This is a genomic window from Streptomyces ziwulingensis, from assembly GCF_039542605.1.
Classification (GTDB): domain Bacteria; phylum Actinomycetota; class Actinomycetes; order Streptomycetales; family Streptomycetaceae; genus Streptomyces; species Streptomyces ziwulingensis.
Genome location: NZ_BAABIG010000020.1, coordinates 80,119 through 103,909 on the forward strand (window position 1 = coordinate 80,119; position 23,791 = coordinate 103,909).

Genomic DNA, 23,791 nt, shown 5'->3' on the forward strand with positions numbered 1-23,791 from the left:
CGGGCTGCGGTCTGCCCCTCGATACATGCATAGGTATGCGATCACTCGAAAGTATATTGACCTTCGGGTGATCGCTTTCTATGCTCTGCGGGCATGGAGCTGATCCAGCAGAACCCCGAGCTGTCCGCCTATCTGGCCGCGGACGATGTCGTCGACCATGACCATCCGCAGGTGCGGACAACGGCCGCGCGCCTCGCGCGGGACGCGCAGGACTCGTATGGATATGCGCGGCTGGCCTTCGAGTTCGTCCGCGACGAGATCCCGCACTCGCAGGACTCGGGCGACCTGCGCGTCACCTGGCGGGCCTCCGACGTGCTGGCGCGGCGCACCGGTATCTGCCACGCCAAGGCCCACGCGCTGGCCGCGCTCCTGCGGGCCGAGGACATCCCCGCCGCGCTGTGCTACCAGCGACTGCTGCACGACGACGGGAGCGGGCATGTGGTGCACGGCCTGGTCGCCGTCCGCTTCCGCGGCGCCTGGCACCGGCAGGACCCGCGCGGCAACAGATCCGGCGTCGACGCGCACTTCTCCCTGGACGGGGAGCGGCTGGCCTTCGTCCCCGACCCGCGGTCCGGCGAGGAGGACCACCCGGTGCTGTACGCCGCCCCGCACCCGGCCGTGCTGGAGCCGCTCAAGGCGGCCACCGACCGGCCGCACCTGTGGCGGACCCTCCCGGCCGCCCTGTGACGGGCGGGACTTTCCGGGATCAGTGCGCCCCGGCCGCCCGGACCTGCTCCGGTGTCGGGGCGGTGCCGCCCAGATGGGCCGGCATCCACCAGGTGTCGTCCGGGTTCCTGGGGTGGACCGGATAGGCGCGCTGCGCCGCCTCCAGTACTTCCTGCACACGGTCGCGCAACCGGCGGGTGATCGCGCCCGCGTACTGGTCCCGGGGTGCCTCCATCGGCTCGCCGACCCGCATGGTGATCGGGGTGTGGCTGCGCTTGAAGTTACGGGGGTGGCCCTTGGTCCACAGCCGCTGCGTGCCCCACAGGGCCATCGGGACCAGCGGGACGCCCGCCTCCTGCGCCAGGCGGGCCGCGCCCGACTTGAAGCCCTTGAGCGTGAAGGACTCGGAGATCGTGGCCTCCGGGAAGACGCCGATGATCTCGCCCGATCTCAGCGAGTCCAGGGCGTGCGCGTACGCCGTCTCGCCCTGCTTGCGGTCGACCGGGATGTGCTTCATGCCCCGCATCAGCGGACCGGAGATCCGGTGCCGGAAGACGGACTCCTTCGCCATGAAGCGCACCAGCCGCTTCTGCGGCAGCGCCGCCAGGCCGTTGAAGACGAAGTCCAGATAGCTGATGTGATTGCTCACCAGTACGGCGCCGCCCGAGCGCGGGATGTTCTCCGACCCCTGGCAGTCCAGCTTCAGGTCCCACACCTTGAACAACGTGCGGGCGAAACCGATGACGGGACGGTAGACGAGTTCGGCCATGGGCGGGGCGGACCCTTCCTGCTCTGCCTGGGAAGGGAGACTCCCAGTCGAAAGTTACGCAGCCGTAGGTTTACGGCTTGTCGCAGATCGTGCCCCAAGAACGAGCGGTGTACCAGCCCCAGTGCCCGGGTGCGGCGAGATTCTCATCACGTCGGACGGATCGGTTCCGCGCGAGTGGGGAAATCGGGAATCCCCGGGCCCCCGCGAACGCTGGGACCGAGGATGAGGCACGTACAGAGCACGGACGACGTACCTACAGCGCGAGGGGGGACGGGAGTGGGCGGGCGGGACGGAGCGGGGCGGCTCGCGGCGGCCGACCTGGGCGCGGCACTCGGCGAGCGGGCCACCCTCGTGCAGTTCTCCAGCGCCTTCTGCGCCCCCTGCCGGGCCACCCGGCGGGTGCTGGCGGAGGTGGCCGCTCTGGTCCCCGGCGTCGCCCACGTCGAGATCGACGCCGAGGCGCGCCTGGAACTGGTCCGCGCCCTGGAGATCCGTTCCACGCCGACCGTGCTGGTGCTGGACGCCGCGGGGCGCGTGGTGCGCAGGGCGGCCGGACAGCCGCGCAAGGCGGACGTGATCGCGGCCCTCGGGGAGGCGGTGTGAGACCCGTCGGGCCGGGCCGGAGGAGGCGGACGCCCGCCGCGTCCGCGTACGTCACCCCGCCTTCCGCTCCCCTCCCGCATCCCGGGGCCCACTTGACTGCGCGCACCAACTATCGTCAGCCTGACCCTATGGCTCCCGGCCACCTCCGCCCGGCCGGGGACGCGGAGCGAAAGGACTTCGTGCATGACGGCCACACCTGACCTGGCCGGGCTCCGGCTCGACACCCCCGCTCTGCTGCGGTCCGTCTTCCGGCGGCACGCGGCGGGAGTCGCCGTGATCACGGCCGGCGGGGACGCCGGTCCGGTCGGCTTCACCGCCACCTCCCTCGCCTCCGTCTCGGCCCGGCCGCCGCTGCTCTCCTTCGGCATCGGCACCGGTTCCTCCAGTTGGCCGGCGGTGGCCGAGGCCGCCCACGTCGGCGTGCACATACTCGGCGAGCACCAGCAGGAGCTGGCCGCCACCTTCGCCCGCAGCGGCGCCGACCGCTTCGCCCCGCCCACTCGGTGGCGCCGCGGCCCCGAGGGCGTACCCGTCCTGGACGGCGTCCTCGCCTGGATGGTCTGCCGCGTCGTGGGCCGGGTCCCCGCGGGCGACCACCGCATCGTCCTGGCCGAGGTCCTCCTCGGCGACCCCGAGGGGGCCGGCCGTCCCCTCCTGTACCACCAGGGACGCTTCGGCGGCCTGCGCGACTGACCGCCCCGGGCCGGGTTCCGGACCGGTCCGGAACCCGGCCCGGGGCGGCTCCACGAGGGTGTCCGGTTGCGGTTACGCTGCGTTGCACAGGTCACAGTTCAAAGCGCTTGCTTAGCGGGCAGGAACTGGATGTACTGACGAGTAATATTTCGGGTGGAGCGCAGGTCGCCCCGGCCGGGATCGGCCGCTTGGGGCGCCTATGCTGCCTGCAAGAGGCAGCACGGAAAAATGTCGATGCAGTAGGAGAGCCGGCGTGAGCTTGAGGATCGTTGTCACTGTGAAGTACGTGCCCGACGCCACCGGCGACCGGCACTTCGCCGATGACCTGACCGTCGACCGCGACGACGTGGACGGCCTGCTCTCCGAACTGGACGAGTACGCGGTCGAGCAGGCGCTGCGGATCTCTGAGAATTCCGACGACGACGTGGAGATCACCGTTCTCACGGTGGGTCCGGAGGACGCCAAGGACGCGCTGCGCAAGGCGCTGTCGATGGGTGCGGACAAGGCGATCCACGTCGAGGACGACGACCTGCACGGCACCGACGCCATCGGTACCTCGCTGGTGCTGGCGAAGGCGGTCGAGAAGGCCGGTTACGACCTGGTGATCTCCGGTATGGCCTCCACCGACGGCACCATGGGCGTGGTGCCCGCGCTGCTCGCCGAGCGGCTTGGCGTGCCGCAGGTGACCCTGCTCTCCGAGGTCGCGGTCGAGGACGGCACGGTCAAGGGCCGCCGGGACGGCGACGCCGCCTCCGAGCAGTTGGAGGCGTCCCTGCCGGCCGTGGTCTCGGTGACCGACCAGTCGGGCGAGGCCCGCTACCCGTCCTTCAAGGGCATCATGGCGGCCAAGAAGAAGCCGGTGGAGGCGTGGGACCTGTCCGACCTCGGCATCGACGCGGACGAGGTCGGCCTGGAGAACGCCTGGACCGCCGTCGACTCCGCGACCGAGCGTCCGGCGCGCACCGCGGGCACGATCGTCAAGGACGAGGGCGAGGGCGGCAAGCAGCTCGCCGCCTTCCTCGCGGAGCGAAAGTTCGTCTGACGCGGCCGCACGGGCCGGACGCTCGTCCGGGCCTGTTCCGCCGACCGCCCATCGTCTTGATCCAAGCAGGAGAGAAGAAGTCCCATGGCTGAAGTTCTCGTCTACGTCGACCACGCGGACGGTGCCGTCCGCAAGCCGACCCTGGAGCTGCTGACCCTGGCCCGCCGGGTCGGCGAGCCGGTCGCCGTCGCGCTGGGCAACGGCGCCGCCGACACCGCCGCCGTCCTCGCCGAGCACGGCGCGGTCAAGGTCCTCACCGACGACGCCGCCGAGTACGCCGACTACCTGGTCGTGCCGAAGGTCGACGCCCTCCAGGCCGCCGTCGAGCAGGTGTCCCCGGTCGCCGTGCTGGTGTCGTCCTCCGCCGAGGCCAAGGAGATCGCGGCCCGGCTGGCGCTGCGTATCGGCTCGGGCATCATCACCGACGCCGTCGACCTGGAGGCCGGCGACTCCGGTCCGGTCGCCACCCAGTCGGTGTTCGCCGCCGGATTCACCACCCGGACCCGGGTCTCCAAGGGCACCCCGGTGATCACGGTCAAGCCCAACAGCGCCGCCGTGGAGGCCGCCCCGGCCGCCGGTGCGGTCGAGGCCCTGTCGGTGACGTTCTCGGCGCAGGCGACCGGCACCAAGGTCACCTCGCGCACGCCGCGCGAGTCGACCGGCCGCCCGGACCTGACCGAGGCCGCGATCGTGGTCTCCGGCGGGCGCGGCGTCAACGGCGCGGAGAACTTCGCGCTCATCGAGTCCCTCGCCGACTCGCTCGGCGCGGCCGTCGGCGCCTCGCGCGCCGCGGTGGACGCCGGCTGGTACCCGCACACCAACCAGGTCGGCCAGACCGGCAAGTCCGTCTCGCCGCAGCTCTACATCGCCTCCGGCATCTCCGGCGCGATCCAGCACCGCGCCGGCATGCAGACCTCGAAGACGATCGTGGCGGTCAACAAGGACGCCGAGGCCCCGATCTTCGACCTGGTCGACTACGGCGTGGTCGGCGACCTCTTCGACGTCGTCCCGCAGCTCACCGAGGAGATCAGGACCCGCAAGGGCTGAGCCCCCCGGCGCCTCGCCCAGGCCCCCGCGACCGGCGACGGTCCCGGGGGCCTCGGTCGTGCCCCGGACCGGGCCGTCGTCCCCGCACCTGAGCCGCCGTGCCCCGGCTCAGCCGAGCGTCAGCGACGCCTGCACCGGCAGATGGTCGCTCGGGAACCGGCCGTCGCGCGAGAAGGTGTTGATCTCCGCCCGGTGCACGGTCACGCCCGGAGTGGTCAGGATCCAGTCGATCCGGTCGCCGTCCGGCACCAGCGGCCGGTAGCCGTGGAACGTGCCGTACAGGGGGCCGCGCCCGGCCGCCGCGTCCCAGGAGTCGACGAGACCGGCGCCCAGCAGTGTGTCGTACACCGGGTTGCCGTGCGCCGCGACGTTGAAGTCCCCGGTGACCAGCAGGGGCAGCGCCCGGTCCAGGCCCGCGATCCGTTCGGCGATGAGCGAGGCGGCATGCGCGCGTGCGTACTGACTCGCGTTGTCCAGGTGGGTGTTGAGCACGGAGAACTCCCGGCCGCCGTCGCGCAGGTCCCGGAAGCGGACCCAGGTGACCATGCGGATGGAGCCGCCGCCCCAGGTGTTCGAGCCGATCACGTCCGGTGTGCCGGAGAGCCAGTAGTGGTCGTACTCCAGCGGGGCGAGCCGGCGGGTGTCGTAGTACACGGCCATGAACTCGTCGCGGCTGCCGCCCGCGCGTCCGGTGCCGATCCAGTCGTAGTGGCCGCCGAGATCGGCCTCGATGTCGCGCACCTGCTGGTACAGGCCCTCCTGGGTGCCGATGACGTGCGGCCGCTCCCGGCGCAGCAGCGCGCGCGTCACCGGTCTGCGCACGGCCCAGCCGTGGGGTTCGGAGGTGCTCGCGAAGCGCAGGTTGAACGACATGACCTCCAGGCGCGGCACGGAGCCACGCCGGGGCGCGGCGGACACGGCGGACGGTGCTGTACTGGAGAGCGGCGCGGCGACCGCGGCGGCCAGGGCGGTCTTCAGGCTCAGGCGGCGGGTGACCCGGCGGGTGACCCGGCTCGGCTTCGGCACTTCGGCCTCCTTCGGGACAGCGACGGCGTCAACGACATCAAAGGGGCGGACGGACCGGCGCGCAAGACGGTGTTGACCGGCGGGAAGGTCGCCGGATAACTTCGCTCTGCGGATTATTGATTCCGTACAGCGGAAAAAAGTGCTAGTGGAAGGTGTGGGGATGGGGCAGCAGGAGAAGGTGGCGACGAGTCTCACGGGCGGCGTCGGCGAGGAGATCAGCGCCACTCTCGCACCGGTCGACGCGGAGCTGGAACGCCGCTACCCCGGAGACCCCGGCACCCGGCAGCCGGTCCACACCGTCTACGTACCCGGCGACGCCTTCGCCGCCGACACCGTCCGCTCCTGGGGCGACCGGGCGCTCGCCGCGCTCGACGAGCACGCCCCGGACGCCGCCGCCTTCGCCGCCGTCCTCGGCCTCGCCGACGACCTCGCCGAACCGGTTCACACGCGGGTGCGCGCCAAGCTGGAGCGCGAGCCGATCGAGGACCTCCGCGTCGACTTCGAGGACGGCTACGGCAACCGCCCCGACGCCGAGGAGGACGAGGCCGCCGCCCGCGCCGCCCGGCTGATCGCCCAGGCGTACGCGGAGGGCACGGCGGCCCCGTACATGGGCATCCGCATGAAGTGCATGGAGGCCGCCGTCCGCGACCGGGGCATCCGCACCCTCGACATCTTCCTGACCGGCCTGCTGGAGGCCGGCGGCCTGCCCGACGGGCTGGTCCTCACCCTGCCGAAGGTGACGTACGCCGAACAGGTCACCGCCATGGTGCGGCTGCTGGAGGCGTTCGAGGAGGCGCGCGGCCTGGAGCCCGGCCGGATCGGCTTCGAGATCCAGATCGAGACCAGCCAGTCCATCCTGGCCGCCGACGGCACCGCCACCGTCGCCCGCATGATCCAGGCCGCCGAGGGCCGCGCCACCGGCCTGCACTACGGCACCTTCGACTACAGCGCCTGCCTCGGTGTCTCCGCCGCCCACCAGGCCAGCGACCACCCGGCCGCCGACCACGCCAAGGCGGTCATGCAGGTCGCCGCCGCGGGCACCGGCGTACGCGTCAGCGACGGTTCCACCAACGTGCTGCCCGTCGGCCCCACCGCCAAGGTCCACGACGCCTGGCGCCTGCACTACGGCCTCACCCGCCGCGCCCTGGCCCGCGCCTACTACCAGGGCTGGGACATGCACCCCGGCCACATCCCGACCCGGTACGCGGCCGTCTTCGCCTTCTACCGCGAGGGCTTCGAACAGGCCGCCGCCCGCCTCGCCCGCTACGCGAACCGCGCCGGCGGCGACGTCATGGACGAGCCCGCCACCGCCAAGGCCCTCAGCGGCTACCTGCTGCGCGGCCTGGACTGCGGCGCCCTCGACGCCGGCGAGGTCGCCCGCCTCGCCGGGCTGACCCGCGCCGACCTGGAGGGCTTCTCGGCACCCCGGCGCGGCGACCTGACGGCGTCCGCCCGGTAGCCGCGTACCCGGGCGGGTCCCGGCGCGCCGGGACCCGCCCGTCCGCTCAGCCCGCCGGCGGCAGTTCTCCCGAGCCCCGGGTGATCAGCCGGGTCGGCAGTTCGACCCGCTCGGGGGTGAGCAGCGTTCCGTCCAGTTGCCGGAAGAGCCGCTCCGCCGCGGTCCGGCCCAGCGCCGCCGCGTCCTGGGCGACCACGGTGACGCCCGGGCTGAGCAGGTCGGCCAGCTCTATGTCGTCGAAGCCGACCAGCGCGACCCCGCGCGGGTGCCCGGCCAGGACCCGGACCACGGTCACCGTCACCCGGTTGTTGCCCGTGAAGATCGCGGTGACCGGCTCCGGGGCGGCCAGCATCTCCTCGGCCGCCCGCCGCACCCGCTCCGGATCGGTGACCCCCAGCGACATCCAGTCGTCCGCCACGCGTATGCCCGCGTCCTCCATGGCCGCCCGGTAACCGCGCAGCCGCTCCGCCGCGGTGTGGATGCGGGGCATGTCGCCGATGAAGCCGATCCGGCGGTGGCCGTGCGCCAGGAGGTGCACCACCCCGTCCCGGGCGCCGCCGAAGCTGTCGGAGAGCACCACGTCCGCGTCGATCCGGCCCGCCGGGCGGTCCACGAACACCGTGGCCACCCCCGCCTTCAGCTCCGGCTCCAGATACCGGTGGTCGTCCCCGGCCGGGATCACCACCAGCCCGTCCACCCGGCGCGCGCACAGGGCCAGCACCAGTTCCCGCTCCCGGTCCGGGTCCTCGGCGCTGGAGCCGTTGATGAGCAGGGCGCCATGGGCCCGCGCCACCTCCTCCACCGCGCGGCTCAGCGGCCCGTAGAACGGGTCCGCGAGGTCCTCCAGGACCAGGCCGATGCTCGCCGTGCGGCCCTTGCGCAGCACCCGCGCGCTGTCGTTGCGTCGGAATCCCAGCGCGTCGATGGCCTCCTGCACGCGGCGCTCGGTCTCCGGGGTGACGCCCGGCTCCTCGTTCACCACGCGTGAGACCGTCTTCAGTCCGACGCCGGCCCGGGCGGCCACGTCCTTCATGGTGGGCCGGTTGCCGTAGCGGTTCCCGGGGAGGTGGTCTGCGCGGCGGGGCATCTCGGGCACTAGCGGGTGTCCTGTCCTGTCGTCCACGGGGAAGCGTCGGCTCTCGTCGGCCACGGACGTGAGTCGGCCACTGTCGTCCACAGGGGGTGCGTCGTCCATGGGTCTGTATGAGGATGTGGCGTCGAGCATAGAGCCTGGACAACGTTGTCAGATGCGGTGGACACTGGCAACGCGCTTCCCGGTCCGCATGCCCGACGCGGGACCGGCCTGGCTCATCTGCTTGACTTTTCCGATGGTTGACGGGGAGATCCGACTCTGATGCACACCGACCTCGTGGCCGCGCTGGACATCGGCGGCACCAAGATCGCCGGCGCGCTGGTGGACGGCGACGGCCGGATCCTGGTGCGCGCCCAACGGGCGACGCCCGCGCGGGAGGACGGCGACACCGTGATGCGGGCCGTCGAGGAGGTGCTCGGCGAACTGAGCGCCTCACCCCTGTGGGCGCGGGCCGGTGCCGTCGGCATCGGCAGCGCCGGCCCGGTGGACGCCGCCGCGGGCACGGTGAGCCCGGTGAACGTGCCCGGCTGGCGGGGATACCCGCTCGTGGCCCGGGTGCGGGCCGCCGCGGGCGGTCTGCCGGTCGAACTGATCGGCGACGGCGTGGCGATCACGGCGGCCGAGCACTGGCAGGGCGCCGCGCGCGGGCACGACAACGCCCTGTGCATGGTGGTCTCCACCGGCGTCGGCGGCGGCCTGGTCCTGGGCGGCCGGCTGCACCCCGGCCCGACCGGCAACGCCGGGCACATCGGGCACATCAGCGTGGACCTCGACGGGGACCTCTGCCCGTGCGGCGCGCGCGGCTGCGTGGAACGCCTCGCCAGCGGCCCCAACATCGCCCGGCGCGCGCTGGAGGGCGGCTGGAGCCCCGGCCCGGACGGGGACGCCTCCGCCGCCGCGGTGGCCGCCGCCGCCCGCGCGGGCGACCCGGTCGCCGTCGCCTCCTTCGAACGGGCCGCCCAGGCGCTGGCCGCCGGCATCGCGGCCACCGCGACCCTGGTCGAGATCGACATCGCCGTGATCGGCGGCGGCGTGGGCAAGGCGGGCGAGGTGCTCTTCGCCCCGCTGCGCCGGGCCCTGACCGAGTACGCGACGCTCTCCTTCGTGGGGCGGCTCGCCGTGACGCCGGCCCAGATGGGCACGGACGCCGGGCTGGTGGGGGCGGCCGCGGCGGCGCTCACCAGGACGGCGGGGGTGACCGCGGCGGGTGTCTGAGGGCGTTGCGCCCGCGGTGGACGGCCGAGGCCGGTTCGCGGCGCCCGTCCGGAGACCGGGCGGCGGCGGGTGGCCGGGGTGATGACGTGGCCGGGATGGTGTCGTGGCGGGTGGCCGGCACCGGTCCGTGAGGGGCCCGGCAGGGTCGTTCTGGCGCCCGTCCGGGGCCGTTGCGGGGTTCGTCGGTGACCTCCGGCCGCTCACGCAGTTGAACCCGGCATGAAGAAGCGCAGCATGTTCGCCCTCGCCTCCCTCGCCACCGGCTTCGTGGTCGCGGCCGTCACCCCCTCCCACGCGGTGGGCGGACTCCCCGCCGGTCTCAACGTCACGGACGCCCTCAGCAACGTCGAAGTCCTCGACGACAGCCTGGCCCCTCACGACCCCACGCCGGACGACAGGACCAAGCACTGACGCGTTCCGCGGCGCATGGCCGGAACACCACGGCGCCGACGCCTCCCACCAGGGGCGTCGGCGCCGTCGTCACGCCCCCTCAACTGCGGCTGGTTTCCATGGCAGGGTGGAGCGGGCAAGCCTCAGGGGCCAACAGAAGAGGGGGACCTGTGACCGTCGTCTGGATCAACGGCGCGTTCGGTGCGGGGAAGTCCACCACCGCACGGGAACTGATCGAGGTGATCCCGAACAGCACGCTCTTCGACCCCGAGGTCCTCGGTGCGGCGCTGACGCACCTGCTGCCGCCCAAACGCCTCGCCGAGGCCGGAGACTTCCAGGACCTCCCGATCTGGCGCCGTCTGGTCATCGACACCGCCGCCGCCATGCTCGCCGAACTCGGCGGCACGCTCGTCGTTCCCATGACCCTGCTCCGCCAGGAGTACCGGGACGAGATCTTCGGCGGCCTCGCCGCCCGCCGCATACCTGTCCAGCACATCCTGCTCACGCCGGCCGAAACGATCCTGCGTGAGCGGGCGGCCCACCGCGAGGCCACCCCGGACCTCCCCGACGGCGCACTGCGCGTGCGGCAGTGGTCGTACGACCACATCGAGCCCTACCGGGCCGCGCTCGCCGCCTGGCTCATGGCCGACGCCCACCCCGTCGACAACGGTGTCCTCACCCCGCGCGAGACCGCCGCCCGGATAGCCGAGGCGGTCGGCACCGGCGCGGTGCCCGGCTGCGACATCGTGCAGACCCCGGAACCCACCGCCGAGACGCTCGCGGCCGGCGTCCTCCTCTTCGACGAACACGACCGCGTGCTGCTCGTGGACCCCACCTACAAGGCCGGGTGGGAGTTCCCGGGCGGTGTCGTCGAACCCGGCGAGGCGCCCGCCCGCGCGGGCATGCGCGAGGTCGCCGAGGAGACCGGCGTCCACCTGGACGACGTACCCGGCCTGCTGGTCGTCGACTGGGAACCGCCGGCGCCCCCCGGTTACGGCGGCCTGCGGCTGCTCTTCGACGGGGGGCACCTCGACTCCGCCGCCACCGACCGGCTCCTGCTGCCCGGCCCCGAGCTGCGCGCCTGGCGCTTCGCCACCGAGGAGGAGGCCGCCGACCTGCTCCCACCGGTCCGCTACGCCCGTCTGCGCTGGGCCCTGCGCGCCCGTGAGCGCGGCGTGGCGCTCTACCTGGAGGCCGGTGTGCCGGTCGGCGGCTGACCCCGGCCGGAGGCCCACGACCTGTCCGGACGACTCCGGTCCTGCCGCACCTGCCGCACCTGCCGTCCCTGCCGCACCTGCCGTCCCTGCGGCCCCTGCTGTCCCCGCGGCGCCTGCCGCCCGTGCCGGGCCGGACGCGCGCGTCACCGGGCGGTGCGGCCGGCCGGCCGGGATCCGGCGGCTCAGCCCGCCGCGTAGTTGCGCAGGAACAGGGCCTCGGCCACCGACAGGCGCTCCAGCTCCTGCGGAGACACGCTCTCGTCGACGGCGTGGATCCGGGCCTCCGGCTCGCTCAGACCGATCAGGAGGATCTCCGCGCGCGGGTAGAGCGCGGCGAGGGTGTTGCACAGCGGGATGGAACCGCCCTGGCCCGCGTAACTCATCTCCTCGCCCGGATACGCCCGCGCCATCGCGTCCGCCATGGCCTGGTACGCCGGGCTGGAGGTGTCGGCGCGGAACGCCTGGCCCTGGCCGACCTGCTCGACGCCGACCCGGGCACCCCACGGCGTGTGCGCCTCCAGGTGCGCCCGGAGCAGTGCGGTGGCCTCACCGGCGTCCGTGCCCGGCGGCACCCGCAGGCTCACCAGCGCGCGGGCGCCCGCCTGCACGGACGGCGTGGCCCCGACGACCGGCGGGCAGTCGATGCCGAGCACCGTGACGGCCGGCCGCGCCCAGATGCGGTCGGCGACCGTGCCGGAGCCGATCAGCTCCACGCCGTCCAGCACCTTGGCGTCCTCGCGGAACTGTGCCTCGTCGTACGCCAGGCCCTCCCAGCGCTCCTCGGCGCCGAGCCCGTCGACGGTCGTGGAACCGTCCTCGGCGCGCAGCGAGTCCAGGACGCGGATCAGCGCCGCCAGCGCGTCGGGGGCCGCACCGCCGAACTGGCCGGAGTGCAGGTTGCCTTCGAGGGTGTCGACCCGCACGCGCACCAGGGTCATGCCGCGCAGCGTGGCGGTGACCGTCGGCAGCCCGACCCGGAAGTTGCCCGCGTCACCGATGACGATGGCGTCCGCCGCGAGCAGCTCGGGGTGCTCCTCGGCGTACCGCTCCAGACCTCCGGTGCCCTGCTCCTCCGAGCCCTCGGCGATCACCTTGACGTGCACCGGCACGCCGCCGTTCGCCTTCAGCGCGCGCAGCGCCAGCAGGTGCATGATGACGCCGCCCTTGCAGTCGGCGGCCCCGCGCCCGTACCAGCGGCCCGCCCGCTCGGTCAGCTCGAACGGCGGAGTGGACCAGCCGGCCTCGTCCAGCGGCGGCTGCACGTCGTAGTGGGCGTAGAGCAGGACCGTCTTCGCGCCCTCGGGGCCGGGCAGGTACCCGTACACCGACTGCGTGCCGTCCGGGGTGTCGAGCAGGGCCACGTCCTCGAAGCCCTCGGCGCGCAGCGCGTCGGCCGTCCAGTTCGCGGCGCCCTCGCTCTCGCTCCTCGGGAACTGGTCGAAGTCCGCCACCGACTTGAACGCCACCAGCTCGGCCAGCTCCGTCTTCGCCCTGGGCATCAGCGAGGCGACGGTCTCGGCGACCGGATTCGACGACATGGGCACGCTCCTTGTGGGTGCGAAGTTGAACCGATGCACACCGGTGCGTACCGATTTCGGCACGCCGATGAGCGGTTGTGTGAAGGTTTCTGCGCACGAGTGATCGTGCGGTGCAGGCGGGTCCTGGTGTGTGCAGGGCGCATACATTGCCGATACTCCCACAGTGGCCTGCGCCGATGCCCGCCGTAGGATGCTCGGGACAGGAGCGGCATGCGGCTTGATCGGAGCAGTAGACCATCGTGAGCAGCGAGAACTCTTCGGCGGACGACACGCGTCAGGTGTGGGACGTGGTCGTGGTGGGCGCCGGACCCGCGGGCGCCTCGGCCGCCTACGCGGCAGCGGTCGCGGGACGGCGCGTGCTGGTGCTGGAGAAGGCGGAACTGCCCCGCTACAAGACCTGTGGCGGCGGCATCATCGGTCCCTCGCGCGACTCGCTGCCGCCCGGCTTCGAGCTGCCCTTCCGCGACCGGGTGCACGCGGTGACCTTCTCCCACAACGGCCGGTTCACCCGTACCCGCCGGTCCCGGCAGATGCTGTTCGGGCTGATCAACCGGCCCGAGTTCGACCAGCAGCTCGTCGAGCACGCGCAGAAGGCGGGCGCCGAACTGCGCACCGGCGTGACGGTGACGCGGGTGGAACAGCACGGTTCGGCGGTGCCGGACCGGCGTACGGCCGCCGTGGTGCTCCAGGGCGGCGAGACCGTACTGGCCCGGGCGGTCGTCGGCGCCGACGGCAGCGCCAGCCGGATAGGCGCGCACGTCGGCGTGAAACTCGACCAGGTCGACCTGGGCCTGGAGGCGGAGATTCCGGTGCCGGAGCCGGTCGCGGAGGACTGGAAGGGCCGGGTCCTGATCGACTGGGGCCCGATGCCCGGCAGCTACGGCTGGGTCTTCCCCAAGGGCGACACGCTCACGGTCGGCGTCATCTCGGCGCGCGGCGAGGGCGCGGCGACCAAGCGCTACCTGGAGGACTTCGTCGGCCGGCTGGGCCTGGCCGGCTTCGAACCGAGCGTCTCCTCGGGCCACTTGACCCGCTGCCGCGCCGACGACTCGCCGCTGTCGCGGGGCCGCGTCCTGGTCTGCGGGGACGCGGCGGGCCTGCTGGAGCCGTGGACGCGCGAGGGCATCTCCTTCGCCCTGCGTTCGGGGCGGCTCGCGGGGGAGTGGGCGGTGCGGATCGCCGAGGCGCACGACGCCGTGGACGCCCGCCGCCAGGCCCTGAACTACGCCTTCGCCGTCAAGGCCGGCCTGGGGGTGGAGATGAGCGTCGGCAAGCGGATGCTGGCGGCGTTCGAGCGCCGCCCGGGGGTCTTCCACGCGGCACTGACCGGATTCAGGCCCGCCTGGAAGGCGTTCAAGGAGATCACGCAGGGTTCGACGACGCTGGCGGAACTGGTCCGCGGCCATCCGCTGGCCCAGCGCGCCCTGAACGTGCTGGACCGGCGTGCGGCCGCCGCCGGGGCGCCCGGCGAAGAGGGGGACGGGCCCGAGAACGCGGGCAAGGAGGGGGCCGCGGTCAGGGACGGCGACGACGTCACTCCGTGACCACCGGCTGAACCGCGGACCCCGCCCCGGCCCGCCCGGCACAGCACGGCGGAAGTGACCGGGCGGGGTGGGCGGTTCACACGGAGGTGATCTCGATGACGGTGGTCTGGTAAATGCTGGTCTGGTAAATGCTGGTCTGGTAGATGCTGGAGACGGTGCCGAGGCCGAGCAGACACAGCGTCACGTCCGTCGCCGGGCCCGTCGCCACCTGGAGATAGTGGCGTTGGCCTGGACGGTGGCGGTCTGCCCGGTGTGCCACTGGATGGAGAAGGTCGGCGCGGGAACGCCGGAAGCCCTTCGGGACGCCTGAGTCCCCACCGTCCAGCGGGCGTGCAGCGGCGTACAGGGAGTGCGCCAGGACACGAAGAGCGCCCAATTCGCACCGGCGTACGCGTTCGCCCAGGGGTCCGCACTCCGGTGTGCGCGCCACGGTGGGGGTGTGCGCCGGCGGGTGGGATGTGCGGGCCCTCCTGAAGAACCATGGGAAAAGCCGCCCAGCACACGCAGCCTGACTGCACGGGAAGCGGATCGGAACACCACCGCTGACCGACCTCTCATGTGGTCACTCTCGAAGGAGTCGCTGTGACACCACGTACCGTTCCTCAGCAGGAGAGCACCAGGAAGCCGGCGAAACGACTGGCCGCCGGGATCGCGGCGGCCGCCTGCATGGTGGGCTTGGCCGTCGGGCCGGCCTCGGCCTCCACCTCGTCGACGGCCGGAGCCCAGGCCACCGGGACCTTCCACTACGTCGGCATCGGCACGCCCCTGCAGATCACCAACCCGTCGAACGGCACCTGCTACCAGATACCCCTGTCCAGCTCGCCGGTGAACCTCACGAACGCGCGGGCCGTCGTCTACACCCTTCCCAGTTGCACGGGATTCGGTGCCCCGGTCGAGCCGGGTGACACCGGGGACCAGCTCCTCTTCAACTCGGTCCGGTTCGAAGCCGTTCCGTAGGCCCGCACGCCGCGCGCACCGGCCGGGAGGCCGAAGGCGTACGCCGGGCCCGCCACCGCGCCGAAGATCACCGCCGCCGCGAACGCCGCGCTGCACAGCGCGTATCCGATCTCGACCGTGATCGCGTCCCGTCGGGCCTGGGTGCGCCGTCCGCCCTCGCCGCTCATGCCCCGAGTGCCACAAGGACCGCGCGGTGGGGCAAGCCCGGCGCGCGCGGCCTCAGTTCACCCCCGACCTCTCCTGCCACAGGACGGCCAGGGAGGTGTCGCCGGTCACGTTCGGGATCGGCTGCCGGTTCCACAGCCCGAGGTACAGGGCCTCGGCCGTTCCGGTCAGTTCACAGTCGGCGTCCCCGGTGTCCCCGGCGTCCCCGCGCTCGGTGACGGGCGGCTCCTGCGACAGCCGTACCGTCCACACCGCGTTCCCGGCGTTACCGGCGTCCGTGGCGCGCACGCGCAGCGTACGGGGCTTCTCGCTGCGTACCCGGCTCCGGTCCCGGGCGTGGAAGCCGCGCAGCAGTTCGTCGATGCCGTCCACCGCGAAGTCGGCGGCGATCCCGGAGCGCGCGCCGCCCCGGGCGGCCTCGGCGTCGACCCGGTGCACGGCCGTCTCGTGGGCCTGCCGCCTCGCCCAGAAGGCCAGCGACGAGGGGGCGGGCATGAAGTGCCAGCAGGCCAGGTCGGCCGGGGCCGCGCGGAGGGTGCCGGCCAGCCGGCGGTGGCCGTCGCGGAACCAGTCGAGCAGCGCGGCACCGTCCAGGTCCGGTCCGTCCTCCATCGGCCGGAAGGAGGAGTCCCGTTCGGCGACGAACCGCTCCGCCCAGCGGTGCACCACTCCGGTGTGCGTCACCAGGTCCCGCACCCGCCAGCCCGGACAGGTCGGCACCGGGGCGTCGCACCCGGCCGACTCGGCGGCCGCGGCCAGCAACTCGCCCTCACGCGTCAGGACATCCAGGAACATCGCAGTCTCCATGGCGGGGAGTCTGCCCGACGGAGCGCGGTCGAGGGCGGGCATTTTCCGCTCCCGCTCCCGCCCCCGCCCCCACCCCTGGTCCGGGAGCCGGGAGCCGGGGGCCGAGCGGGGTGGCCCCGGCGGTCAGTCCGCCGTGGCGTGCCGGGTCGTCACCGCGACGGCCACCGCCACCGCGGCCAGCACCGCGACGCTCGTCAGCGCCACCGACAGGGAGAACCACTCGGCCATGAAACCGATCGCGGGAGGCCCGAGGAGCATGCCGCCGTAGCCCAGCGTGGACGCGGTCGCCACCCCGCCCGGGCCGCCGAGCGCCCCGGCCCGCTCCACCGCGACGGGGAAGAGGTTGGCCAGCCCGAGGCCGGTGATCGCGAAGCCGAAGAGTGCCACCCACACCGAGGGCGCGAGCGCGCCGAGGACCATGCCGACCACGGCGGTCGTGCCGCCGGCCACCACCGTCGGAGTCCGGCCCAGCCGTTCCAGCAGGGTGGTGCCGGTCAGCCGGCCGGCCGTCATGGCGAGCGCGAAGAGGGAGTACCCGGCCGCCGCGAGCCCCGGCGAGGCGTCGAGGTCCTGCTGGAGGTGGAGGGCGCCCCAGTCGGCCATCGCCCCCTCGCCGTACGCGGTGCACAGGGCGATCAGGCCGAAGGTGAGCACGAGACGCCGGGCCCGGCGGTCCGGGCGGCGCGGGGCCAGGTCCTGACGGGGCGTCCCAAGAGGCACAGAAGGCACAGAAGGCACGGACGGTACGGACGGTACGGGCGGCCCGGGCGGCCCGGGCGGCCCGGGCGGCGCGATGCGCAGCAGTACGCGGCCCGCGACCAGCGTGACCAGCAGGCCGGCCACGGTCAGGCCCAGCAGGTGCCACACGGGCGCCAGCCACCCGGCGACCAGTCCGCCGAGCCCCGCGCCGATCATGCCGCCGAGGCTGAACGCCGCGTGGAAGCTCGGCATGATGGGCCGGCGCACCGCGGCCACCAGGTCGACGGCGGCACTGTTGAAGGCCACGTTGATTCCGCCGTAGGCGCTGCCGAAGACCAGCAGGACGGCGCCCAGGGCGAGCACGGAGTGGGTGAGCGGTGGCAGGGCGACGCTCAGGCAGAGCAGGACGGCGCAGACGACGGTGACGGGATGGTTGCCCCAGCGGCGGCAGAGCCGCCCGGTGAGGGTCATCGTGACGACGGCGCCGGCCGAGACGCCGAGCAGCGCCAGCCCCAGGGTGCTCGCGGAGGCGCCGGTCTGCTCCTTGATGGCGGGGATCCGGACGATCCACCCGGCGAAGATGAAACCGTCGAGGGCGAAGAAGGCCGTCAAGGCGGCACGGAGCCGGACCAGGTCGCTGCGGGGGCCCGGCACGGCGCTGTGCGAACAGGCTTTGTTTATCTGCGGCACAAAGTGAGCGTAGGAGCGTCCGTAGGACGCCGGCAAGAACGCCCCGCAGGGCCCGGGGTGTCGTGTCGGAGTGCCCGGCGAGGGAGCCCGGGCGGGCGCGCGGTGCGTCGGGCCGGGCGTCGCATACGCTCGACACCACGATGAAGAACCACCTGACCCCCCTGGAGCCGAAGGCCGACAAGGCCACGGTACGACGGCACAACCTCAGCCTCGTCCTGAGAGCCGTGCACGACGTGGGGGAGGCGACCCGGGCCGGTATCGCCGCGCACGTCGGGCTGACCCGGGCCGCGGTGTCGTCCCTGGTCGAGCAGTTGCTGGAGCACGGCTTCGTCTCGGAGGGCGGCAAGACCAGCAGCGGCCAGGCGGGGCGGCCCGGCACCGTCCTGAAGGTGGCCCGCTCCGGCCCCGCCGGCCTCGGCGTCGAGATCAACATCGACTACATCGCCGTGTGCGTCGTCGACCTGGCCGGCACCGACCGGGTCCGCGTGGTCGAACACGTCGACAACCGGGGCGTCGCGCCCTCGGAGGTGCTCGCCCACGCGGCCGGGCTGGCCGCCCGCGCCGCCGGATCGGCGGCCGAGCAGGACCTGCTGCCGGCCGGTGTCCATGTGGCGCTGCCCGGCCTGGTCACCGGGGGCAGCGTCCGCCAGGCCCCGAACCTCGGCTGGCAGCGGGTCGCCGTCGAGGGTCTCTTCGCGCAGGCGCTCCTCGCGCTGCGCCCCGCCCACCGCGCGCTGCCGGTCAGCTCCGACAACGAGGCCAACGCCGCCGCTCTCGCGGAGCTGTGGTTCGGCGCCGGCACCGAGGGCGTACGCAGCTTCCTCTACCTGACCGGCGAGATCGGCGTCGGCGGCGCCCTGGTGCTCAAGGGCGACCTGCTGCGCGGCGCGCACGGCTTCGCCGGGGAGATCGGGCACATGGTGGTCGACCCCGAGGGACCGCTGTGCCGCTGCGGCGCCCGGGGCTGCCTGGAGCAGTACGCCGGTCAGGCCGCCCTGCTGCGGGCGGCCGGCATCGACGCCGACGCGGGCGTGCCGGGTGTCTTCGAACTCGGCCGCCGGGCCCGCCGGGGCGAACCGGCCGCGCTGGCCGCGATCGAGCGGGCCGGACGGCAACTGGGCGTCGTGGTCTCCGGCGCGGTGAACCTCTTCGACCCCGACGCGGTCATGCTCGGCGGCGCCTACCGGGAGCTGATGGACTGGCTGGCGCCCGCCGTCGAACGCGAACTCGCGCTGCGGGTGGTGTCGGGCCTGTGGACCGAGGGCGGCAAACGGCTGCGGGCCGCCTCCCCGCTGGGGGACGCGGCCCGGGGCGCGGCCGGCGTGATCGTACGCGAGGTGCTGGAGGACCCGGCGGCGTACGCGGAACGGGCGGCGAGGTGACGGCCTGAAGGGGCTGGACGGCGGCCTGGAGGGGGCCTGGAGGGTGCCTGGGGGGCCTGGAGGGTGCCTGGGGGACCGAACCGCCCCCCCAGGCACCTCAAGCCGGTCTCACCGATGTGCGGCGATCAGCTCCTGGTACCAGCGGTAGCTGTCCTTCGGCGTGCGCTGCTGCGTGTCGTAGTCCACCCGCACGATGCCGAACCGCTTGTCGTAGCCGTACGCCCACTCGAAGTTGTCCAGCAGCGACCACACGTAGTAGCCGCGTACGTCCACGCCCGCGTCGATGGCGGCCTTCAGCGCGGTGAGGTGGCCGCGCAGGTACTCCACCCGGTCGGTGTCGCGCACCGCGCCGTCGGCGGAGACGGTGTCGTCCTCCGCCGAGCCGTTCTCCGTGATGTGGACCGGCGGCAGCGCGTCGCCGTACTCGCTCCGCAACTGCACCAGCAGGTCGGTGAAGGACTCCGGCACCACCGGCCAGTCCATCGCGGTGTGCCGCACCCCGGGGAGCCTGACCTCCTCGTAGCGGTTGTCGGTGGCCACCCGCAGCGCCGGGTCGGGCTCGCGGTGCGGGGCGTCGGCGATCACGATCGGCCGGTAGTAGTTGATGCCGAGGAAGTCCAGCGGCCGGGAGATCAGCTCCAGGTCGCCTTCCCGGCGGAAGTCGGCCTCGGTGATCAGCTCGCCCCAGGTCTCCTCCTCGGTGGCCGGGTAGCGGCCCGCGAGGATCGGCTCGGTCCACACCAGGTTGTGCTGGGTGTCCGCGCGGACCACCGCCGCCAGGTCGGCGGGGGAGTCGGTGGCGGGCAGGTTGCGGTCCAGGTTGAGTGTGATGCCGACCTCGCGCACCCCGGCCGCCCGCAGCGCCTCGACCGCGAGGCCGTGTCCGACCAGCAGGTGATGGGTGGCGGCCAGCGCCCCCCGGCCCTCCTTGGCACCGGGGGCGTGACGGCCGATGGAGTAACCGAGGAAGGAACTGCACCACGGCTCGTTCAGGGTGATCCAGCGCGGCACCCGGTCGCCCAGGTGCCCGGCGACGACCGCCGTGTACTCGGCGAACCGCTCCGCCGTCTCCCGCACCCGCCAGCCGCCCCGGTCCTCCAGGGCCTGCGGCAGGTCCCAGTGGTACAGGGTGGCGGCCGGCTCGATGCCCGCCTCCAGCAGCTCGTCGACGAGGCGGGAGTAGAACTCCAGCCCCTTGGCGTTCACCGGACCCGACCCGTCCGGCACGATCCGCGGCCAGGCGATCGAGAAGCGGTAGGAGTCCACGCCCAGGTCGCGCAGGAGCGCCACGTCCTCGCGGTAGCGGTGGTAGTGGTCGCAGGCCACGTCACCGGTGTCGCCGTTGGCCGTCAGACCCGGGGTGTGGCTGTAGGTGTCCCAGATCGACGGACCGCGGCCGTCCTCCCGGGCCGCGCCCTCGATCTGGTACGAGGCGGTGGCGGCGCCGAAGACGAAGCCGGGCGGGAAGCCGGGGAAGTCAGTCATGCGGTGGGGCCCATTTCCGTTCTCGGGGTGGTCACTTGTGTCGGGGTGGTCACTTGACGGACCCGCCGGTGATGCCGGCGGCGATGTACTTCTGGGCGAGGACGAGGAGGATCGCCGCCGGGATCGCGGAGAGCACGGCGGCGGCCATCACCGAACCCCAGTCGCCGACGTGCGCGCCGATGTACTGGTAGATGCCCAGCGTGACCGGCTTGACCTCGTCGGTGGTGTTCAGGGTGAGCGCGAACATGAAGTCGCTCCACGAGAACAGGAAGGCGAACAGCCCCGAGGTGATCAGCGAGTTGCGGCTCATCGGCAGGACGACCTTGACGAAGGTCCGCACCGGCCCGGCGCCGTCCATCTGCGCGGCCTCGATCACCTCACCGGGGATCGACACCATGAAGGAGCGCATCAGCACGATGGAGAACGGGATGCCGAGCGAGGCGTCCGCCAGCATCAGGCCGAAGTAGGAGTTGACCAGGCCCAGATCGACGTACGAGTTGTAGAGCGCGTTGGCGATGACGATGCCCGGCACCATCTGGGTGATCAGTGTGCCGAAGACGATGGTCCTGGAGCCGCGCAGCCCGAACCGGGCGAGTCCGTAGGCCGCCGGCGCCGCGATCGCCAGGCAGATCACGACCGCGCCGAGCGAGACGGCCAGCGAGGTCAGCAGGTGACCGCCCTGGTCGCTGATGGCCTTGGAGAAGCCGGAGAGGTCGATGCCGCTGGGCACCGGGTCGACGGCGAGCAGGCCCGCCTCCGGCTGGAGCGCGGTGTTGAGCATCCAGTACAGCGGGAAGAGCATCACGCACAGGATGACCACACCGGCGACGGTGGAGCCCAGGCGGCGCTTGGAACGGGCGGACGCCGCGCCGGTGGACGCCTGGCCGGTGGACGTCTGCGTGGACGTGGGAGAGGCCATGACGTCACTTCCCCTCGGTGCGGTTGGCCCGCAGGTAGAACACCGCGAACACGGCGGAGATCAGGATGAGTACGTTGCCGACGACCGCGCCCGCGCCGAAGTCCAGTTGCACGAAGGAGTTCTGGTAGGTGAGCGTGCCCAGCGTCTGCGTGGAGTCGGCGGGGCCGCCGTCGGTGAGGGCGAGGATCAGGTCGAGGATCTTCACCGTCGACATGAAGCCCAGCACCAGCACCACCGTGACCACCGGCTTGAGCATCGGCAGGGTGACGGAACGGAAGGTCCGCCAGGCGGAGGCGCCGTCCAGCGCGGACGCCTCGTGCAGTTCCCGCGGGATCTCCTGGAGACCGCCGTACAGGATGACCATGTTGAACGGGATGCCGATCCAGATGTTGACCAGGATCACCGAGAGCAGCGCCATGTGCGGGCTGGTCAGCCACGGGGTGTGACCGCCGAGGCCGAGGGTGTCCAGGAACGAGTTGAGCACCCCCGTGTCCTGGTCCAGGATGCGGCGCCACACGATGCCGGAGACCACCATGGGCACCAGCCACGGCAGCAGGATCAGCGAGCGCAGCACCCCGTTGAGCGGGAACCGGCGGCTGAAGAAGACCGCGAGCGCCAGGCCGATGCAGAACTGGCCGAGCAGCGATCCGGCCGTGAAGACCAGGGTGTGCCAGAGCGCCTTGCCGAACAGGGCGTCCTGGAAGACGTTCGACCAGTTGTCGCCCCCGTTGAACGGGGACTCACCGGTGAAGAACGTCTTCGGGGTGTAGTGCTGGAAGCTCATCACGACGTTGCGGACGAGCGGGTAGCCGAAGAACAGCAGCATGAAGGCGACGGCGGGGGCGACGAACCCCCACTGCGTGAGTCGGCGCCGGCGGCGCAGACGGGCCGGGTCCGGCGCGGTGGCCCGGCCGGCCTTGCCCGCCTCGGCGTCCTTGCCGGACGCCGAGGCGGTGACGGTCGATGTGGTCATGGCGCTCAACCTCAGTTCCCGCTCGTGGCCCGCTGCTGGGCGAGCTTCAGGGCGGCCTCGCTGGACTGGCCGGTCAGGGCGGACTGGAAAGCGCTCTGCAGGGCGAGCGAGACGCCCGACCAGCCGGCGCCGAGCTTGGCGGTACGCGAGCGGGCGGCGGCCACCTGGTCGGCGAGCGCGTCCAGTTCGGGCACCCGCTTGCGCCACACCTCGGCGGCCTTCGCGTTGGCCGGGACCATCCAACTGTTCAGTGCGTAGGTGAGCTGCTCCTTCTGGCTGGAGAGGCAGGTCACGATGTCGGCGGCCGTCTTCTCCCGCCGCTCGTCGCCGGTGTTGGGCACGGTGAGCACGGCGCCGCCGAGCGGGCCGACCGAGTCCTCGCCCGCCTTCGGCACCGGGATCTGCGCGATCTCCCAGTGCAGCGACTTGTCCGTGTTCAACGTCTCCACCTGCCACGGACCGTTGATCATCATCGCCGCGTTGCCGGCCATGAACTGGTCGTTGACGTCCGCCTGGGTCCAGTTGACCGTCGACTTCGACAGCGAACCGTCCTTCAGCAGGTCCTTCCAGTAGTCCAGGGCCCCGGCGACCTGCGGGGTGTCGAGCTTCGTCTCGTCACCGCCGTTGGACCACATGAACGGCGTGAACTGGAAGACGCCGTCCTCCGCGCCGCCCGCGCTCAGCGCGAGCCCGTACCGCTTGCCCTGGGTGAGCTTCTTCGCGGCCGCGCGCATCTCGTCCCAGGTGGTGGGGACCGCGATACCGGCCTCGTCGAGGAGGTCCTTGTCGTAGAAGAGCGCGAGCGTGTTCACGGACCGTGCGGCGCCGTAGTACGTGCCCTTGTACGAGCCGAAGTCGACGATGCCGTCGGGGATGTCCCGGGTGCTCATGCCCAGCGACTTGAGGTCGACCAGACCGCCGGCGTCGGCGAAGGTCGGCATCTCGGAGGCGTCGAACTGGACGATGTCCGGCAGGGACTTGGAGGACGCCATGCGCAGCGCCTTCGTCATCACCTGCGCCGCCGGGACGCTCTGCTGCTCGACGGTGACGCCCAACTGCGCGGAGCAGCGGGCCATCGCCTCGGCGTCCCAGCGGTGGTACGACTCGTCGGTGGAGGAGTTCATCACGGTGTACACGTCGGGGTCGCGCTGCTGACCGCAGCCGGTCAGTGCCGCCCCTGCGATCAGGACGCCGACGGCGGCGAGCGGGACGACGGCTCTGCGCGAGCGTCCGCGGCGCGCGGCGGCCGGAGGGTGTGCTGTCACGGTGGATGCCCTTGGGTGCGAGGGGGTGCCGGCCCGCCCGCGCGACCACTGCGTCACGCGGGGGAGGGGATGAGGTTCGCGGGCACCGGCCGACCCGCGGGGAAGTGATGTCAGGCCCGGACGCCGAGGAGGTGGTCCATGGCGAGC

General features: G+C 72.8%; 24 protein-coding genes. 12 read left to right on the plus strand and 12 right to left on the minus strand.

All coding sequences use genetic code 11. The annotated features are described in order from the left end of the window. The first annotated feature begins 93 nt into the window (after positions 1-93). Positions 94-687 carry a transglutaminase domain-containing protein gene (locus ABEB00_RS10390; protein WP_345618966.1) on the plus strand — a complete coding sequence of 198 codons (594 nt, stop codon included), beginning with the start codon at positions 94-96 and terminating at the stop codon, positions 685-687. A 19-nt stretch (positions 688-706) separates the two neighbouring features. On the opposite strand, the gene ABEB00_RS10395 is transcribed toward ABEB00_RS10390, so the two are convergent. Next, on the minus strand, positions 707-1,435 hold the full coding sequence (locus ABEB00_RS10395) for a lysophospholipid acyltransferase family protein (protein ID WP_345618967.1): 729 nt from the start codon (positions 1,433-1,435) through the stop codon (positions 707-709). A 222-nt stretch (positions 1,436-1,657) separates the two neighbouring features. Between ABEB00_RS10395 and ABEB00_RS10400 the strand changes: the two genes are divergently transcribed. The 4 genes from ABEB00_RS10400 (at position 1,658) to ABEB00_RS10415 (ending at position 4,820) form a co-directional block, all read left to right on the plus strand. Further along, positions 1,658-2,038: a thioredoxin family protein gene (locus ABEB00_RS10400; protein WP_345618968.1), complete on the plus strand. Its 381-nt coding sequence runs from the start codon at positions 1,658-1,660 to the stop codon at positions 2,036-2,038. 183 nt (positions 2,039-2,221) lie between these two features. Further along, complete coding sequence (locus ABEB00_RS10405) at positions 2,222-2,731, plus strand: flavin reductase family protein (RefSeq protein WP_345618969.1); 510 nt, start codon at positions 2,222-2,224, stop codon at positions 2,729-2,731. A gap of 253 nt (positions 2,732-2,984) precedes the next feature. Then, the gene (locus ABEB00_RS10410; protein ID WP_345618970.1) at positions 2,985-3,773 is read left to right on the plus strand and encodes an electron transfer flavoprotein subunit beta/FixA family protein; all 789 of its coding nucleotides are present in this window, start codon (positions 2,985-2,987) and stop codon (positions 3,771-3,773) included. 84 nt (positions 3,774-3,857) lie between these two features. Beyond that, complete coding sequence (locus ABEB00_RS10415; RefSeq protein WP_345618971.1) at positions 3,858-4,820, plus strand: electron transfer flavoprotein subunit alpha/FixB family protein; 963 nt, start codon at positions 3,858-3,860, stop codon at positions 4,818-4,820. A 108-nt stretch (positions 4,821-4,928) separates the two neighbouring features. Here ABEB00_RS10415 and ABEB00_RS10420 read toward each other — a convergent pair whose 3' ends face one another. Next, positions 4,929-5,846, minus strand: coding sequence for an endonuclease/exonuclease/phosphatase family protein (locus ABEB00_RS10420; protein WP_345618973.1), 918 nt, complete (start codon positions 5,844-5,846; stop codon positions 4,929-4,931). Positions 5,847-6,006: 160 nt separating this feature from the next. Here ABEB00_RS10420 and ABEB00_RS10425 point away from each other — a divergent pair, with 160 nt between their 5' ends. Then, positions 6,007-7,305 (plus strand): DUF6986 family protein, encoded by a 1,299-nt coding sequence (locus tag ABEB00_RS10425; RefSeq protein WP_345618975.1) that lies wholly within the window; start codon positions 6,007-6,009, stop codon positions 7,303-7,305. Between the two features lie 46 nt (positions 7,306-7,351). Here the strand turns inward: ABEB00_RS10425 and ABEB00_RS10430 are convergent, their stop codons facing one another. After that, positions 7,352-8,392, minus strand: a complete 1,041-nt coding sequence (locus tag ABEB00_RS10430; protein WP_345618977.1) for a LacI family DNA-binding transcriptional regulator — start codon at positions 8,390-8,392, stop codon at positions 7,352-7,354. A gap of 267 nt (positions 8,393-8,659) precedes the next feature. Here ABEB00_RS10430 and ABEB00_RS10435 point away from each other — a divergent pair, with 267 nt between their 5' ends. The 3 genes from ABEB00_RS10435 (at position 8,660) to ABEB00_RS10445 (ending at position 11,220) form a co-directional block, all read left to right on the plus strand. Then, complete coding sequence (locus ABEB00_RS10435) at positions 8,660-9,613, plus strand: ROK family protein (protein ID WP_345618978.1); 954 nt, start codon at positions 8,660-8,662, stop codon at positions 9,611-9,613. A 219-nt stretch (positions 9,614-9,832) separates the two neighbouring features. Further along, on the plus strand, positions 9,833-10,024 hold the full coding sequence (locus tag ABEB00_RS10440) for a hypothetical protein (protein ID WP_345618979.1): 192 nt from the start codon (positions 9,833-9,835) through the stop codon (positions 10,022-10,024). A 149-nt stretch (positions 10,025-10,173) separates the two neighbouring features. After that, the gene (locus ABEB00_RS10445; protein WP_345618980.1) at positions 10,174-11,220 is read left to right on the plus strand and encodes an NUDIX hydrolase; all 1,047 of its coding nucleotides are present in this window, start codon (positions 10,174-10,176) and stop codon (positions 11,218-11,220) included. 182 nt (positions 11,221-11,402) lie between these two features. Here ABEB00_RS10445 and ABEB00_RS10450 read toward each other — a convergent pair whose 3' ends face one another. Next, complete coding sequence (locus ABEB00_RS10450) at positions 11,403-12,758, minus strand: dipeptidase (RefSeq protein ID WP_345618981.1); 1,356 nt, start codon at positions 12,756-12,758, stop codon at positions 11,403-11,405. A 239-nt stretch (positions 12,759-12,997) separates the two neighbouring features. Here ABEB00_RS10450 and ABEB00_RS10455 point away from each other — a divergent pair, with 239 nt between their 5' ends. Beyond that, a complete protein-coding gene (locus ABEB00_RS10455) occupies positions 12,998-14,302 on the plus strand; it encodes a geranylgeranyl reductase family protein (protein ID WP_345618982.1) in 1,305 nt (434 codons plus the stop codon). 76 nt (positions 14,303-14,378) lie between these two features. Here the strand turns inward: ABEB00_RS10455 and ABEB00_RS10460 are convergent, their stop codons facing one another. Beyond that, positions 14,379-14,510: a hypothetical protein gene (locus tag ABEB00_RS10460; protein ID WP_345618983.1), complete on the minus strand. Its 132-nt coding sequence runs from the start codon at positions 14,508-14,510 to the stop codon at positions 14,379-14,381. Positions 14,511-14,884: 374 nt separating this feature from the next. On the opposite strand from ABEB00_RS10460, the gene ABEB00_RS10465 reads away from it, so the two are divergent. After that, on the plus strand, positions 14,885-15,259 hold the full coding sequence (locus ABEB00_RS10465) for a hypothetical protein (RefSeq protein WP_345618999.1): 375 nt from the start codon (positions 14,885-14,887) through the stop codon (positions 15,257-15,259). On the opposite strand, the gene ABEB00_RS10470 is transcribed toward ABEB00_RS10465, so the two are convergent. From ABEB00_RS10470 to ABEB00_RS10480, 3 genes are all read right to left on the minus strand, one after another. Further along, positions 15,157-15,426, minus strand: a complete 270-nt coding sequence (locus ABEB00_RS10470; protein ID WP_345618984.1) for a DUF6332 family protein — start codon at positions 15,424-15,426, stop codon at positions 15,157-15,159. The genes ABEB00_RS10465 and ABEB00_RS10470 overlap by 103 nt on opposite strands. Before the next feature lie 52 nt (positions 15,427-15,478). Beyond that, positions 15,479-16,231, minus strand: a complete 753-nt coding sequence (locus ABEB00_RS10475) for a maleylpyruvate isomerase family mycothiol-dependent enzyme (protein ID WP_345618986.1) — start codon at positions 16,229-16,231, stop codon at positions 15,479-15,481. A gap of 123 nt (positions 16,232-16,354) precedes the next feature. Beyond that, positions 16,355-17,584: an MFS transporter gene (locus ABEB00_RS10480; protein ID WP_345618998.1), complete on the minus strand. Its 1,230-nt coding sequence runs from the start codon at positions 17,582-17,584 to the stop codon at positions 16,355-16,357. Between the two features lie 176 nt (positions 17,585-17,760). On the opposite strand from ABEB00_RS10480, the gene ABEB00_RS10485 reads away from it, so the two are divergent. Then, a complete protein-coding gene (locus ABEB00_RS10485; protein WP_345618987.1) occupies positions 17,761-19,002 on the plus strand; it encodes an ROK family transcriptional regulator in 1,242 nt (413 codons plus the stop codon). A gap of 108 nt (positions 19,003-19,110) precedes the next feature. Here the strand turns inward: ABEB00_RS10485 and ABEB00_RS10490 are convergent, their stop codons facing one another. The 4 genes from ABEB00_RS10490 to ABEB00_RS10505 are packed head-to-tail and all read right to left on the minus strand — an operon-like array spanning position 19,111 to position 23,644. Then, on the minus strand, positions 19,111-20,487 hold the full coding sequence (locus ABEB00_RS10490) for a GH1 family beta-glucosidase (RefSeq protein WP_345618988.1): 1,377 nt from the start codon (positions 20,485-20,487) through the stop codon (positions 19,111-19,113). 49 nt (positions 20,488-20,536) lie between these two features. Further along, positions 20,537-21,406: a carbohydrate ABC transporter permease gene (locus tag ABEB00_RS10495; protein ID WP_345618989.1), complete on the minus strand. Its 870-nt coding sequence runs from the start codon at positions 21,404-21,406 to the stop codon at positions 20,537-20,539. 4 nt (positions 21,407-21,410) lie between these two features. Beyond that, positions 21,411-22,379: a carbohydrate ABC transporter permease gene (locus tag ABEB00_RS10500; RefSeq protein ID WP_345618991.1), complete on the minus strand. Its 969-nt coding sequence runs from the start codon at positions 22,377-22,379 to the stop codon at positions 21,411-21,413. Positions 22,380-22,390: 11 nt separating this feature from the next. Further along, a complete protein-coding gene (locus ABEB00_RS10505) occupies positions 22,391-23,644 on the minus strand; it encodes an ABC transporter substrate-binding protein (RefSeq protein WP_345618992.1) in 1,254 nt (417 codons plus the stop codon). Between the last annotated feature and the right edge of the window lie 147 nt (positions 23,645-23,791).

What these genes read in the sequence shown, in the direction of transcription:
- ABEB00_RS10390 (WP_345618966.1), top strand. Translation starts at nt 94, where the DNA reads ATGGAGCTGATCCAGCAGAACCCCGAGCTGTCCGCCTATCTGGCCGCG.
- ABEB00_RS10405 (WP_345618969.1), top strand. Translation starts at nt 2,222, where the DNA reads ATGACGGCCACACCTGACCTGGCCGGGCTCCGGCTCGACACCCCCGCT.
- ABEB00_RS10500 (WP_345618991.1), bottom strand. Translation starts at nt 22,379, where the DNA reads ATGACCACATCGACCGTCACCGCCTCGGCGTCCGGCAAGGACGCCGAG.
- ABEB00_RS10395 (WP_345618967.1), bottom strand. Translation starts at nt 1,435, where the DNA reads ATGGCCGAACTCGTCTACCGTCCCGTCATCGGTTTCGCCCGCACGTTG.
- ABEB00_RS10485 (WP_345618987.1), top strand. Translation starts at nt 17,761, where the DNA reads ATGAAGAACCACCTGACCCCCCTGGAGCCGAAGGCCGACAAGGCCACG.
- ABEB00_RS10475 (WP_345618986.1), bottom strand. Translation starts at nt 16,231, where the DNA reads ATGGAGACTGCGATGTTCCTGGATGTCCTGACGCGTGAGGGCGAGTTG.
- ABEB00_RS10450 (WP_345618981.1), bottom strand. Translation starts at nt 12,758, where the DNA reads ATGTCGTCGAATCCGGTCGCCGAGACCGTCGCCTCGCTGATGCCCAGG.
- ABEB00_RS10425 (WP_345618975.1), top strand. Translation starts at nt 6,007, where the DNA reads ATGGGGCAGCAGGAGAAGGTGGCGACGAGTCTCACGGGCGGCGTCGGC.
- ABEB00_RS10490 (WP_345618988.1), bottom strand. Translation starts at nt 20,487, where the DNA reads ATGACTGACTTCCCCGGCTTCCCGCCCGGCTTCGTCTTCGGCGCCGCC.
- ABEB00_RS10415 (WP_345618971.1), top strand. Translation starts at nt 3,858, where the DNA reads ATGGCTGAAGTTCTCGTCTACGTCGACCACGCGGACGGTGCCGTCCGC.
- ABEB00_RS10430 (WP_345618977.1), bottom strand. Translation starts at nt 8,392, where the DNA reads ATGCCCCGCCGCGCAGACCACCTCCCCGGGAACCGCTACGGCAACCGG.
- ABEB00_RS10435 (WP_345618978.1), top strand. Translation starts at nt 8,660, where the DNA reads ATGCACACCGACCTCGTGGCCGCGCTGGACATCGGCGGCACCAAGATC.
- ABEB00_RS10400 (WP_345618968.1), top strand. Translation starts at nt 1,658, where the DNA reads ATGAGGCACGTACAGAGCACGGACGACGTACCTACAGCGCGAGGGGGG.
- ABEB00_RS10440 (WP_345618979.1), top strand. Translation starts at nt 9,833, where the DNA reads ATGAAGAAGCGCAGCATGTTCGCCCTCGCCTCCCTCGCCACCGGCTTC.
- ABEB00_RS10495 (WP_345618989.1), bottom strand. Translation starts at nt 21,406, where the DNA reads ATGGCCTCTCCCACGTCCACGCAGACGTCCACCGGCCAGGCGTCCACC.
- ABEB00_RS10470 (WP_345618984.1), bottom strand. Translation starts at nt 15,426, where the DNA reads ATGAGCGGCGAGGGCGGACGGCGCACCCAGGCCCGACGGGACGCGATC.